The 13,590-nt window shown below is 41.5% G+C and carries 15 protein-coding genes; 6 read left to right on the top strand and 9 right to left on the bottom strand.

Annotated elements, in window-relative coordinates:
• Positions 1 to 273 precede the first annotated feature (273 nt).
• The 4 genes from QL982_RS09200 to QL982_RS09185 all read left to right on the top strand — a co-directional run bounded on the left by QL982_RS09200 (position 274) and on the right by QL982_RS09185 (position 3,437).
• The gene (locus tag QL982_RS09200) at positions 274 to 1,233 is read left to right on the top strand and encodes an arginase (protein ID WP_290190280.1); all 960 of its coding nucleotides are present in this window, start codon (positions 274 to 276) and stop codon (positions 1,231 to 1,233) included.
• Positions 1,234 to 1,331: 98 nt separating this feature from the next.
• A complete protein-coding gene (locus tag QL982_RS09195) occupies positions 1,332 to 2,732 on the top strand; it encodes a YjiH family protein (protein WP_290164241.1) in 1,401 nt (466 codons plus the stop codon).
• 152 nt (positions 2,733 to 2,884) lie between these two features.
• On the top strand, positions 2,885 to 3,190 hold the full coding sequence (locus QL982_RS09190) for an IS630 transposase-related protein (RefSeq protein ID WP_290190279.1): 306 nt from the start codon (positions 2,885 to 2,887) through the stop codon (positions 3,188 to 3,190).
• Positions 3,162 to 3,437, top strand: coding sequence for a hypothetical protein (locus QL982_RS09185; protein ID WP_290190278.1), 276 nt, complete (start codon positions 3,162 to 3,164; stop codon positions 3,435 to 3,437). Before QL982_RS09190 ends, QL982_RS09185 begins: the two co-directional genes overlap by 29 nt.
• A gap of 210 nt (positions 3,438 to 3,647) precedes the next feature.
• Here QL982_RS09185 and nfsB read toward each other — a convergent pair whose 3' ends face one another.
• A complete protein-coding gene (gene nfsB, locus QL982_RS09180) occupies positions 3,648 to 4,304 on the bottom strand; it encodes an oxygen-insensitive NAD(P)H nitroreductase (RefSeq protein WP_290164449.1) in 657 nt (218 codons plus the stop codon).
• Between the two features lie 303 nt (positions 4,305 to 4,607).
• On the bottom strand, positions 4,608 to 5,582 hold the full coding sequence (locus tag QL982_RS09175) for a hypothetical protein (protein ID WP_290164450.1): 975 nt from the start codon (positions 5,580 to 5,582) through the stop codon (positions 4,608 to 4,610).
• Between the two features lie 187 nt (positions 5,583 to 5,769).
• Between QL982_RS09175 and QL982_RS09170 the strand changes: the two genes are divergently transcribed.
• Positions 5,770 to 6,684, top strand: coding sequence for a LysR family transcriptional regulator (locus tag QL982_RS09170; RefSeq protein ID WP_290164451.1), 915 nt, complete (start codon positions 5,770 to 5,772; stop codon positions 6,682 to 6,684).
• A gap of 131 nt (positions 6,685 to 6,815) precedes the next feature.
• Here QL982_RS09170 and QL982_RS09165 read toward each other — a convergent pair whose 3' ends face one another.
• The 7 genes from QL982_RS09165 to QL982_RS09135 all read right to left on the bottom strand — a co-directional run bounded on the left by QL982_RS09165 (position 6,816) and on the right by QL982_RS09135 (position 12,569).
• The gene (locus QL982_RS09165) at positions 6,816 to 7,871 is read right to left on the bottom strand and encodes a dipeptidase (RefSeq protein WP_290164452.1); all 1,056 of its coding nucleotides are present in this window, start codon (positions 7,869 to 7,871) and stop codon (positions 6,816 to 6,818) included.
• The gene (gene pqqE / locus QL982_RS09160) at positions 7,868 to 9,040 is read right to left on the bottom strand and encodes a pyrroloquinoline quinone biosynthesis protein PqqE (protein WP_290164453.1); all 1,173 of its coding nucleotides are present in this window, start codon (positions 9,038 to 9,040) and stop codon (positions 7,868 to 7,870) included. The genes QL982_RS09165 and pqqE overlap by 4 nt, the downstream gene beginning before the upstream one ends.
• Complete coding sequence (gene pqqD / locus QL982_RS09155; protein ID WP_057760106.1) at positions 9,037 to 9,333, bottom strand: pyrroloquinoline quinone biosynthesis peptide chaperone PqqD; 297 nt, start codon at positions 9,331 to 9,333, stop codon at positions 9,037 to 9,039. Before pqqD ends, pqqE begins: the two co-directional genes overlap by 4 nt.
• Positions 9,330 to 10,088 (bottom strand): pyrroloquinoline-quinone synthase PqqC, encoded by a 759-nt coding sequence (gene pqqC / locus QL982_RS09150; RefSeq protein ID WP_290164455.1) that lies wholly within the window; start codon positions 10,086 to 10,088, stop codon positions 9,330 to 9,332. Before pqqC ends, pqqD begins: the two co-directional genes overlap by 4 nt.
• Positions 10,089 to 10,130: 42 nt before the next feature.
• Entirely contained in the window at positions 10,131 to 11,042 is a 912-nt protein-coding gene (gene pqqB, locus QL982_RS09145) for a pyrroloquinoline quinone biosynthesis protein PqqB (protein WP_290164456.1), read from the bottom strand.
• Between the two features lie 71 nt (positions 11,043 to 11,113).
• Positions 11,114 to 11,188 (bottom strand): pyrroloquinoline quinone precursor peptide PqqA, encoded by a 75-nt coding sequence (gene pqqA, locus QL982_RS09140; protein ID WP_075107140.1) that lies wholly within the window; start codon positions 11,186 to 11,188, stop codon positions 11,114 to 11,116.
• Between the two features lie 403 nt (positions 11,189 to 11,591).
• Positions 11,592 to 12,569 carry a zinc-dependent alcohol dehydrogenase family protein gene (locus QL982_RS09135; RefSeq protein ID WP_290164457.1) on the bottom strand — a complete coding sequence of 326 codons (978 nt, stop codon included), beginning with the start codon at positions 12,567 to 12,569 and terminating at the stop codon, positions 11,592 to 11,594.
• A gap of 168 nt (positions 12,570 to 12,737) precedes the next feature.
• Between QL982_RS09135 and QL982_RS09130 the strand changes: the two genes are divergently transcribed.
• On the top strand, positions 12,738 to 13,541 hold the full coding sequence (locus QL982_RS09130; protein ID WP_290190277.1) for a LysR family transcriptional regulator: 804 nt from the start codon (positions 12,738 to 12,740) through the stop codon (positions 13,539 to 13,541).
• Positions 13,542 to 13,590: the final 49 nt, after the last annotated feature.

Raw genomic sequence — 13,590 nt, 5'->3', positions numbered from 1 at the left:
CATTTTGCTTAAAAAGTTTATCTGTGTTTGGCATGGTTCTTAGACTGTTATGGATATGTTTCTTATTTTAAATCTCTCTACGACTGATGCAAGAGCTCTAATAGACCTCTTGCATCAGTCATTGCTAGCCCTCGTAAATTCGTCAGTGGAAGTCAATGAGCGGCTACTTCTGCACGAGATCTAATATATGTGTAAGAGAACTGATATAAGAAAAAAGATGCGCTGAATTCCAAATTTAAATGATGCAAAACTTTAGTTAGCGGAGACAAAATAATGACTGATATGATGAAAAATATAAGAATAGTAGAAGTTTATTCAGATATTGCGGGATATAAAAAAGGCGCATCGCTAGGAATTGATGCATTAAGAGATTCATCAAAAGAACTCAATGCACAATATTATGAAAAATTGCAATTTGACAGTATTAAGGATGATAGTAATAGTGAAGGGGAATCACAATTTGCGCATGCAAAATATGCTGACGTGATTGAACCGATTATCTCTAAACTAGCACATAAAATAAAAGATATAAGAAATGATAATAAATTCCCAATCGTTATCGCGGGCGATCATTCTAGCTGTGCAGGCACGATGCATGGTCTAAAAATGGCGCATCCTGATTCTGAGATCGGTGTGGTTTATATAGACGCACACGCTGATTTTCATTCACCATATACCAGTGGATCAGGAAATATGCATGGCATGCCTTTGGCGATGGCTTGTGCAATTGATAATTTGGAATGTCAGCGTAATGACCTCTCTGAAAAAGAAAAAGAGTATTGGGAGAGATTAAAATTCATGGCTTCTGATGAACCATCGATCAAGCCAGAGAATGTGGTGTTTTGTGCCGTTAGAGATTACCAAGAAGAAGAGATGGATTTAATTAGAAGACATAAAATCCCTTTATATAGCGTTGCTGAGATAACCCAAAAAGGCATCAGTTCTACAGTAGAGGAAATCTTCAAAAAATTGGAATATTGCGATCATATCTATGTTTCCTTTGATGTTGATAGTGTTGACCCTTTATATGTGCCAGGAACAGGTACACCTGCAATGAACGGTCTTTCATATGAACAAGCGATGCAACTTAATATAGAGTTAATTAAGAATAAGAAAGTATGCTGTTGGGAAATGGCAGAAATCAATCCTTTGTATAACAATTCAAAAGATGACTCCACCAGAATATTTAAAATATTAGAAAAAGTGACACATACTCTTTTAAATAATTACTAGTATGAACTATTTAAAATGAGTTAAAGCATCTCACCTAAATAAATTTCTTACATAAATTTTTTAGGTGAGTTAAAAAAGGGACTGCGAGTGAAAATAATATGGACATTCAAGCTAATGCTTCAAATCAAGATGTTAGCAGTATCAATATCAGACAATTTTTAAAATTCTTTATACCCTCTATAATAGGTTTGATGCTCTTCATACTTCCCATTCCCTATGTAGATGGTAAGTTTGTCACATATTCAGAAGGATTTACCATTCCTATATCTGTTCTGAAGGATTATATACAAGGTTATATGGGCAACCTTTTGCCACTACTTGTTGTAATCTCAATTATGATTACATTGTGTTGTACTTTATATACTAAAATTATGAAACCTTCGTTTATTTTAAATAATGCGTTTCTAAATAATTTGTTGAACGTTACAACACCTTGGCTTATCATTAGAATGCTTGGGGCGTTTTTTGTTGTCGTTACCTATTTTAAATTTGGGTTTGAGGCAATATATTCAGAAAATATTGGCGGTTTAATATTATATGAATTAATGCCAATACTTTTTATCGTATTTTTCTTAGCTGGATTGCTACTACCACTATTACTTGATTTTGGCTTATTAGAATTTTTTGGTGTTTTATTAAGTAAAGTGATGAGACCTCTATTTGGTTTACCAGGTAGGTCGTCTGTAGATTGTTTAACATCATGGTTGGGTGATGGAACTATTGGCGTACTATTAACTGATAAACAATTGGAAGGTGGGTTTTATACCAAAAAAGAAGCAGCCGTTATTGCTACAAGCTTTTCAGCAGTCTCGATTACATTCTGCTTGGTTGTCATCTCTCAAGTTAAGCTAGAAACCTACTTTCTTAATATGATTGGTGTGGTTGCTTTATGCGGGATTGTTTGTGCTTTAATCGTACCAAGACTATTACCTTTATCTAGAATTGAAGATACGTATGTAGTAGAAAACAGTGATAGAGATCATGAAACCATCCCTGAAGGGAAAACGTTATTTACCCACAGCTTACATAAAGCGGTTCACAAAGCAGAAAAGAGTCCAAGCTTTTCTACTTTCTTAAATGATGGGTTAAAGAATATTTTGGATATGTGGATCGGAATATTACCTGTTGTTATGGCAATCGGAACGATGGGCTTAATCGTTGCAGAAGAAACACCTGTATTTGATTATCTAGGTATGCCATTTATTCCATTCTTAGAGTTATTGAATATACCTTTTGCAGCAGAAATGTCAAAAACGATCATGGTAGGTTTTGCAGATATGTTTTTACCTGCTATTATCGGTTCTTCAATAGAGTCGGAATTAACTAGATTTGTTATTGCTTGCTTGTCAGTTTCTCAATTAATCTATATGTCGGAAGTAGGTGGATTGATTTTAGGAACAAAAATCCCAGTTAGCTTTTTTCAGTTGTTAATCATCTTTCTATTAAGAACCATTATTTCATTACCAATTATTGCACTATGCGCTCATATGATTTTTTAATGTGTCTTGTTCTAAAATCGATTGGTGGTTTTCAATGAGCCAGATGCCTTGCGCATCTGGCTTTTTTTTGTTAAGCCGAACATGAGTATAGTCAGCTGACTCCAAAAATGTTATAAAGTAAATCAACTAAACGATTATCACTATAAATGACCATGACTTACTCCCTAGATTATCGCAAACAAGTCCTGAAAAGCTTAGATGAGGGCATGACCTTTGCTGAAACTGCTGTTTTCTATGATATCAGTCCCACGACTATCCAGAAGTGGAAAAAGCGTCTTCACAGTAAAACTACTCGAGATATTAAGCCCTACAAAATAGAGGATAAAGCCTTAGCTCAAGATGTCAAAGACCACCCTGACGATTACCATTATGAGAGAGCTCAGCGTTTTAAATGTAGCCCAACAGGCATCAGTAAAGCCTTAAAGCGTATTGGTATTAGCAAAAAAAAAGACACTTGAGCATCCCAAAGATTGTCCCCTAAAGAGAGCTCGCTACCTAAAAAAACTCCACCACTTCATCTCTCAAGGCTTTGCTATTGTCTCCATGGATGAAAGTGGCTTTGAGAGTGAAACGGTGTGCCCTTGTGGCTATGCAGCCATTGGTAGCCCTTGTATTGACAGTTACAACTGGCAAGCTAAAGATCGAACCAATGTCATCGGTGCACTATACTATATGGCAAAACGCTCTTTGCACTCGACTACTTAAAAACAAACATTAATAAAGAGATTTTCTATCACTGGTGCAAGTTCATACTAATACCAACGCTTAAAAGAAAATGCGTGATTGTGATGGATATGAGCGAGGATCAAGCAAAGCACTGCTTTGCCCGAGTGCAAGAGGAGAGCTGTGCTCGAGTGACACGCTTTCATAAAAATAGGCGTATTCAAAAACTACTCAACAGACCCTAATGATTGCTTAAGCCCTAATAAAAATAGTCTCTTCACTCAAGCGCGATTTAGGTATTTTGGCATTAAAGTCTTCATCGCTGCGGTAGCCAAACGATACCACTGCCACAGCAGAATATCCTTTGCTACGTAAGTCAAACTCTGTATCAAGCGCCTGTAAATCAACCCCTTCCATAGGGACGGTGTCAATAACCAAAAGCGCACTGCCCAATAGTACCCCGCCCATGTTGAGATATACCTGTTTGGCAAGCCAATGTGGCTCATCTTTGGTATCGAATCGATGCATATCTAAGAACAATTGGCGACCTTGATGCATCTGTGCTTTGAATTCTGGCTGCGCATAGCGACCATCTTGATCTTCTTTTTCTAACACCGCCTGCATGTATTCATCGTCGGCATGGATGCGAGTACAGAAAACCACCACGTGTGAGGCAGCTAGGACTTTAGGTGTATTAAAATGAAAGGCACCTTGCGTGCTTTTGGCAATGCGCGCTTTGCCTGCGTCATCATCTGCAATGACAAAGCTCCATGGTTGAATATTGGTGCTTGATGGACTCATTTGTAGCATGTCTTTGATCTGTTCAAAATCTTCAGCAGATATCTTTTTATTGGCATCAAATACTTTGGTGCTGTAACGCCAGTTTAGCGCTTCATTAATGGTTTTCATGATTGTCCTTAAGTAAAGTAAGTTCCAGTTTTTTAGTCAGCTGGTAATACAAACGGATTTAACAAACGGTGCCACTCAACCCTTATCGTTCATCGTTAAGTTAACTGATTAGTCCGTCCTAGTGATGACTCATAATAGTAAATTTCATACATTAGAACCACTAGCTACAAGAGAAAACACTTTCAATATTATTTTGAGAATATGGCGTTTCTAATCTGTTTAAAGGTTATTTATTAGCTATATTAGGACGTATAATGAAAGTGCTTTATCAATTGATAAATCCATTAAACGCATAAGCTCATCTTAAAACGGCGCGAAATTATCAGGCTGACTGTGCGTAGCAGTCCAACGTTGATTGGCATCAATATGACTATTAAGCCCAACTCCTAGTGGTACTTGCATATTATCGCCATATAGCCAAAGCACCATATTGGTACGTTTGCCACTAGTGATTGGATGTGCGGCGTGCGGCACCGAGCCTTTATGAATAATCGCCATGCCAGGTTTAAAGATGGCACGTTTGGTTTGCCCTAAATGGCGATCGACAAAGTCAACTTCTGATCCAGTAAAGTCTTCGCTTGGCAGATTTAGGTTAATATTCATAGTCACCGCTGAAGCATCAGTATGAAGTTGTAGCGATGTGTCGCCTGTGGGCTGGTATTGAATCGAGAACCCAAAGGTCTGAGTGTCATAGCCATAAACATTGGCAAATAATAACCGAGCGATAGGGCGCATATATTGATTCATTACTTTATGATAAAACGCCTGAAAATTAGGGGTGGCCAGATAGCCTAGCGAGCGCGCATCTAGCATGGCCCCATTACTGTTCAATGCAATACCGTAAGGAGGACGTATGGGAATGTTAGCGTCTGCGATTGCTTGCAGATAACGGCGCAGCGTTGATAGTTGTGCTGGGTCAAAGAGTTGCCCTTGATATACGTCAGGTAGTATCTCTTGCCATAAATTTTTAACAGCGATCTCTGTAGAAGGAGCGCGCCATGCTTGCGCCACTGCATCACGTAGAGTTGGATCAAATAAGGAGTCATCAAGTACAGGCAAGTCATGCTCAGTGGTTTCCCACTCTGCCCACGCTTGCTCTAGTAACTGGCTGTTTTGATGCCAGAAATGCTCTACCGATGGTGCACGTCTAAGCATGTCTGATTTTGAAGGTAGTGGTAAGTTGCGTGCTTGTTGTAGTGCGCTCTGTTGATTATCTCCATCATGGTGGCTATGGTGTTGAGTGTCCTGTGTCCTCGTAGGCCGTATTATAGTATCCATCGTGTATCTCCAAATGTGTGAGTAAACCTTATAGGTGCATGCTACTATAATTAATGATTTTGATAATCAGCAGGCTTAGAGAAACAGTTTCAATAATTTTTATATAATGATGAGGCTAGCAGCAACAGTAACCATAGCAAGCGATGGTGGTTGCTAAGTTAGACGTTAATTGAACGAAGGCATGACGATGAAAAATTTGCAGGATCTACGTATTTTTATTGAGACCGCTCGCTTAGGTAGCCTATCTGCCTGTGCTCGGCACTTAGATCTATCGCCTGCAGTTGTGAGTGCAGCGGTCAAGCGATTAGAAGCCGAAATTGAGACGGTGTTGTTTGTTCGCTCTACTCGTAGACTGCGTTTAACTAGCAAGGGTGAGCAATATTTAAAGCATTGCCGAGATGCGGTGGCTATCTTAGACAATGCTTATGCAGGACTACATGACAATGATGCTGAACTGACGGGTACCATTCGACTGTCGGCATCATCAGATTTGGGACGAAACTTAATTTTGCCTTGGTTGGACGATTTTATAGACATTCACCCAGAAGTGACGGTGCAGCTACATATGTCAGACAGCTATGTGGACTTGTACGGTCAGCAGATTGATTTGGCACTACGTTACGGTGCACCCAAAGATTCATCACTGGTCGCATTACCCATAGTGTTGAATAATCGCCCTATACTGTGTGCGTCAAAGGAATATTTGAGCAAAATTGATAAGGGTATCGGTATCCCAAAAATGCCGGAAGATTTGTCACAGCATAACTGTTTACGTTTGGGACATGATGAAAAGTATTTGAGCGAGTGGACTTTTGAGAAAGCCGGAAAGACTAAACGTGTAGCAGTGGACGGCAATCGCAGAAGTAAAGACGGCGACGTTGTACGCCGCTGGGCAGTGGCGGGTAAAGGCATCGCATTAAAGTCTCAGTTAGATATCGCCGGCGATTTAAAGGCAGGGAGACTTGTCGAGGTAGAGTTGGACGGCTGGCAAGTGGCCAACTATCCGCTGTATTTGATTTGCCCAGAACGGCGCTTAATCGATCCACTGTTTAATGCGGTCAAAGAATACTTGATTGAACGGGTAGAGCAGGTATTAAGGTAAAACGAAAACTAATTATTACCCTGTTTGATCAGTTTTATATGGTTCATATTCAAGTTCTTTGCATGAAGCATGTTTAATCAGACGAGCAAAACAACAGTCCTTAGACAGTGGTTACTTAATGATTATTATGACTATTGCCATACCTTATCAAGCACCGTAAACCAGTTTTTTGACGTCACCTTTTCAATCAATTGCTCAGAGAAATGGCGTTGTTGCATTCGCTCAATCAACATGGAGAGTTGACTGATATCAGATAACTCATCAGGTAGTAGACAACCATCAAAATCAGAGCCAAACCCAACGTGATCTTCGCCTAGATGGTCGATCAGATAATCAAGATGGTCGACAATCACATCGAGTGAGGTTTGCGTATTACGTTGCCCATCTGCACGAAGAAACGCCACATCGAAATTTACCCCAACCATACCATCGCTTCGTTTAATAGCAGCCAGCTGTTGATCGGTCAAGTTCCGTGCTTGCGGACAGAGAGTATGTGCGTTTGAATGTGTCGCAACAATGGGCTGATTGGCAATCTCTAGCGTATCCCAAAAAGCACGCTCATTCATATGCGACACATCGATCAGCATATGCTTTTCACTGCACTTAAGAATGAGGTCTTTACCTTGAGTCGTGAGCCCAGCTCCTGTATCTGGAGAATGTGGAAAAGACGCATTCAAGCCATCACCGAAGAGGCTCTTTCTATTCCATAGTGGGCCAATGCTTCTGAGTCCTGCCTCATAAAACACATCTAGCAGATCAGGCTGTATGGCCAAAAACTCAGCACCTTCCAAATGCAATACAATGGCCAGTTGCTTATTCTGCTGACAGGCCTGAATTTGTTCTAACGAGGTGCAAATCTGAATCTGACCGTCAGATCTTGCCTGTAGTTGCTGAGCCAGTTTCAATTGCGCACAGCAGATATCGACGATTTCTTGCGGATTGAAGTCTGAATGTGATGGGTTGGCTAATTTGTTAGGATGGTTATTTTTCACATAAGCATAGGGCGGTAAAAATATAGAAAATAATCCGCCCATCCAATTTGCTTCTTTGCAGCGTTGTAAATCCAAATGTCCCGGTAACGTGCCATAAATAAAGTCATGTACCGGATCGGCAGCTGAACTTAGCCAAAGGCGAGTCAATAGATCATTATGTCCGTCAAATATGACAGGCTTAGTATTAGCATTCATATTTCACCTGTCACCATACGAGTAGGAATCAGTTTGTCTTTATTCAGCTGCTTGTTACTCAGTGATTTAGAATTCTTTGGATTGCGAAAGCGCAGTTCATTAAAAGGTACAGGCGTCTCGCTGTTGATACGCGCCTCCTCGATTAGATAATGATAAGGCGATTTGCCACAGACAGGATCGGCATTTTTGGCATCCCCAGTTAGCATAAAGGCTTGGCAACGACAGCCGCCATAATCGCGTTCTTTGTCTGGGCAGCTTTGGCAGATATCGGGCATCCAGTCATCACCGCGAAATTGATTGAAACTCGCAGATTCATACCAAATGTCTGACAGCGGTGTTTCTCGTACATTAGGGAACTGTATAGGTAGTTGTCTGGCAGCATGGCAAGGAAGGGCTGTACCATCTGGTGCCACTGTTAAGAAAATCTTGCCCCAGCCATCCATACAAGGTTTCGGGCGTTCTTCGTAATAATCAGGCACCACAAAAATAAGTTTGCATTTGATACCACGTTCTTCAATCTTTTTGCGGTACTCATTGGTAATGCGTTCAGCTCGGACTACTTGCGCTTTGGTTGGTAGTAAACCCTCGATATTTTCAAATGCCCAGCCGTAAAACTGACAAATAGCCAGCTCAACCGTGTCGGCTTCTAGCTCTAAACATAGCTCGATAATCTGGTCAATCTGATCAATGTTCTGCCGATGAATGACAAAGTTGAGCACCATCGGATAGTCGTATTGCTTGACCAGACGTGACATCTCATACTTTTGCTCAAAGGCATGCTTTGAACCTGCCAAGGCATTGTTGACCGATGGATCACTGGCTTGAAAGCTAATTTGAATATGCTGAAGACCTGCTTCTTTTAAGCGCGCAATCCGAGCTTCGTTCAATCCCATACCTGAGGTGATTAGATTGGTATAAAAACCTTGATTGTGCGCATAAGCGACCAGCTCTTCTAAATCTTGACGAACCAGTGGCTCGCCGCCAGAAAAACCAAGCTGCACCGCGCCCATTTGACGCGCCTGATCAAACACATCAAACCACTCTTGCGTCGTCAGCTCCTGCTTATATTGAGCATAATCAATGGGGTTAGAGCAATAAGGGCATTGTAATGGGCAACGATAGGTCAGCTCTGCAAGTAGCCATAGTGGAAGCCCGACTGGTGCAGTCATACTAAATCAATCCAATGTTCACGCTGAGCAACCAGCATATATTCGATGATGTCTTGCTCGATTTCGGGAATATCGCCAAACATAGCTTGTACCTTTTGGATAATATCAGCGATGGACGCTTGACCATCAATATGTTGCCCAATGATGCTCGCACTGTCATTTAATTTGATCATACCTTCAGGGTAGAGTAAGACATACGCATTTTGCGCAGGCTCAAACTGAAAACGATAACCGTGACGCCATACCGGTACGATGGATTGATCCAGCTCAGGTAAACTAGCAGGTATACTCATTTGAACAATCCTTTATGCCAGACATTGTCAGAGGTGACGCTTTGGTAAGGGGCTTGATTATGCACATAGGCCAAGCTCAATGCATCCAAAATCGTCCATAAGATATCCAGTTTAAACTGTAATATCTCTAGCATACGCTCTTGCTGGTCAGCCGTTTTGAACGAGTCAAGTGTGATGGTCAGACCATGCTCAACATCGCGGCGCGCTTGACTCAAGCGTGAGCGGAAGTAAGTGTACCCTTCTTCCTTAATCCAAGGATAATGCTTGGGCCAGGATTCTAAACGCGACTGGTGAATCTGCGGAGCAAATAGCTCGGTCAGTGAGCTACTGGCGGCTTCTCGCCATGAAGTACGCCGAGCAAAGTTCACATAAGCATCCACGGCAAAACGCACACCCGGCAATACCAACTCTTCAGAAATCACTTGCTCACGAGTCAAACCAACCGCCTCTGCCAGACCTAGCCATGCTTCACGACCACCGCCATCAGGATACACGCCATCTTGATCAATCATGCGCTGAATCCACTCTTGACGCACCCGTTGATCTGGGCAATTGGCCATAATCGCTGCATCTTTTAGTGGAATGTTGATTTGATAGTAGAATCGGTTGGCAACCCATGCTTGGATCTGCTGCTGCGTCGCTTGCCCTTCATGCATCATGACATGAAAGGGATGGTAAATATGATAATACTGACCTTTGTCCATAATCGCTTGTTCAAACGCTTCTGGACTGAGTGCTGTTTGCTCTTTTTGCATTGTTCTCACCTTACAATTGCTTTCTTTGCCTTACCTTTTGTCTTAAAGCTCAATCTGCATACCATCAAAAGCCACTTCAACGCCATGTTGTTTTAATGTCGCAGCCTGTTCAGATTGTTCGTTTAATATCGGATTGGTGTTATTGATATGGATCAATACTTTGCGTGCGTTATCGAGCTGATCTAGATAATGCAATGAGCCATCTTCACCACTAATATGTAAATGCCCCATGTCTTGACCGGTTTTTGTACCGACACCGCACTCTTGCATTTCATTGTCAGTCCATAGCGTACCGTCAATCATCACGCAATCAGAGCTCTTCATGATCTGCATCACTTGATCGTCAATCTTACCGAGACCTGGCGCATAAAAGAGTTGTTTTTGTGTTTTTGAATCTTTCACAATCAGGGCAATATTGTCGCCATCATGTGGATCATTACGGTGCGGGGAGTAAGGCGGTGCTGAACTTCTAATCACCAAAGGCGTCAATTCTAAATTGTCAAAGCCTTCAATCTTAAACGTCTTTTCTGGATCAATTTGATGATATTGCAAGCCGCCATTCCAGTGTTTCAACATATTGAAGAGAGGAAATCCTGTCGTCAGATCTTGATAGACCATGTCAGTACACCAAACAGGCATTGGACAGCCTTCACGTAGGGTCAATAGTCCAGTCGTATGGTCAAGCTGGCTGTCCATCAAGACCACGTTGGTGATGCCGGTATCTCTTAATCCACGTGCTGGCTGCGCCGCCTTAAATTCAAATATTTGTTGGCGAATGTCAGGTGATGCATTGAATAGAATCCAATCTATGCCATTTTCTGATATGGCAATCGAAGATTGGGTACGGGTCTTTGCCTGTATGGTTCCTTGACGCACACCGTGGCAGTTATCACAATTGCAATTCCACTGTGGAAAACCACCACCAGCAGCTGAACCTAAAACATGAATATACATAAATCAATATTTCCAAAAAAATAAAAGCCCTAGTCATCTAGGGCTTTTAATGGGTTTAGAGCTCGTAAATTTTAACGGGCTTCGAAGTACATCGTGATTTCGAAACCAATACGGATGTCTTGAAAAGCTGGTTTAGTCCACTGCATGGGATTGCTCCTGAATGAATATTATCGGTACATCAGTAAGATGAATGAAAGTAATTATCAATGGTAGTACAAGCTGACCCTCGCTGTCAATTTGTTAGATGTTAACTTAGGTTCTGTTGAACATTCAAATGTGGTGCTGGCAGTGAGACGAGGATTCAAAAGAGTTTAGGCTATAATTCGCCAAGACAGGTGTGGTTTGACTATTATCGTCAAGCTGCGTAACTAGGGCGTGTCCTCAACTCAAACGAGTGTCTTCTAAATGGGCTAAAAACAGCTAAATCTTGCCAAACATCGTCAAATAGTTGGTCAATATCTCGATATTATCTGCACTATTTTCCTTGTTTGACGGCAATTTATCTCATTTTTATCGTCATGTTCAAAATGAGGACACGCCCTAATACCACTATATAGTAAGCGTAATCTTACCTACTGCTTTACCTGATTCAAGGTGATCATGTGCCCGCGCTACCTCCCAAATAGAGTAGTTACTATTATCTATGATAGGCGTAATTTTGCCACTATCAACCAGCTCTGCAATCATTGTCAGGATACGACCGTGCGATTCATGGTTGATGCCATGAAATAATGGAATGAGCACCAAAACACCATGAAAGGATAAGGCTTTGAGAGCAACTTGCAATGGATCAGCAATGGGTAAAATAGTGGCGACATGGCCATTGAATCTAACGGCTTGAAAAGATTTTTGAATATTATCACCAGCCACCGTATCGAAAATTTTGTCAAAACCCACACCGTCAGTATACGTCGCCACATAGTCATCAACTTCCGCTGTTGTATAATCCACTAGATGATCCGCGCCTAGTGTTTGTGCTAGTGCACTATTAGCAGGAGAGTAGGTAGCGGTGACTGTCGCGCCAAGTACTTTTGCTAGCTGAACGGCAATATGACCAACGCCCCCTGTTGCACCATGAATCAGGACATTATCGCCTTCTTTAACATTCATTTTTTGTACGAGTGCCTCATAAGAAGTGAGTGCGACCAACGGCAGGGCTGCGGCTTGCTTCATACTGAGTGTTTTAGGCTTTTTAGCCATCAAACGCACATCAACCAACATGAATTCAGCAAGTGCACCATCAATACCGTTGAGGCCACCAGCCATACCATAAACTTCGTCACCAACACTAAATTCAGTGACGTCGGCACCTATCTCGCTCACAATGCCAGCTACATCACCGTGTAGTATCTCTGGCAAATTCTCCGACCAAGGCAGCTCGACTGAGCGCAGCATGGTATCAATAGGGTTCACACTCGTGGCTTTCACTTCCACAACCATGTGACCTAGTGTTGCCGTTGGTTTTGGTTTTTCTGCCAATTGAAAAACTGCAGTTGTACCGATTTCTTTAATGATCATCGCTTTCATGTTATTACCCTTTACTGGTGTGAATGTCTTATTGTTTGTTTCAGGAGAATCAGTTTAGACGTTGCTAATCCAGCAAACCATTACCCAGTAAACAAATTACTTTTGCTTTTTGAGCAAGCCATGGTTACAGTTAAATGGAATACCTATCAACTTAATAAAGGAGTGGCAATGAGCTCAATAAATCGATTGGCATACTTCAATAGTGTTGTCGAAACCGGTAGCATTTCAGAGGCCAGCCGCATCTTTGATGTACAGCCGTCTTCTATTTCACGGCAGTTAGCAGTGCTTGAAAAAGAGTTGGGAGTACGTCTACTCAATAAAACGACCAGAAACACCAGTTTGACTGAAGCGGGGCACAAATATTACGAATACTCTCAGCGAATTGTGTCAGAGTTTGATAATGCCAAAAGAGCCGTTAATGACTTACAAATAACGCCACAGGGTAAGCTGAAAATCAGCATGACAGTCGGTTTTGGTGAAAGTATGGTATTGCCGTTAATACCGAAATTTATGTCGTTATATCCAGATATTGATATAAAAATTGAGTTAACAGAGCGGGTTGTAGATCTTATAGAAGAAAATATTGACGTGGCTATTCGAAGTGGACGCCTATCTGATTCGACCATGATTGCCAGACGCTTGGTATTTAATGATTTTCTACTGTGTGCAAGCCCCCAATATTTAAAAAATAATGGCACGCCTCGTAGGATTGATGATCTAGCTAATCACCAATGTATCCGATATGGTTATAACGGTTGGAAAGAGTGGTTTTTGATAGCAGAAGATCGTAAAAAGCTGATGATTAATAGTCAGGTTTCAGTGAACTCCGTGAATGGTCAGAAGCAGCTGGTATTGAATCATACAGGTCTGACGCTAATACCACTGTGGGCTGTTAAAAGTGAATTGGCGAACGGGTCATTGGTTCAAGTCATGCCAGATCATATTTTGGTGGTGTATCAAAAAGTATGCTGAGGAATTAAAGGAGGGGTGACAGCCGAAGCAAGATGATATATTTGAGGTT

It is taken from the genome of Psychrobacter sp. 5A.1 (assembly GCF_030407455.1).
Lineage (GTDB): Bacteria > Pseudomonadota > Gammaproteobacteria > Pseudomonadales > Moraxellaceae > Psychrobacter.
This window is presented reverse-complemented; position numbering and strand designations above follow the sequence as displayed.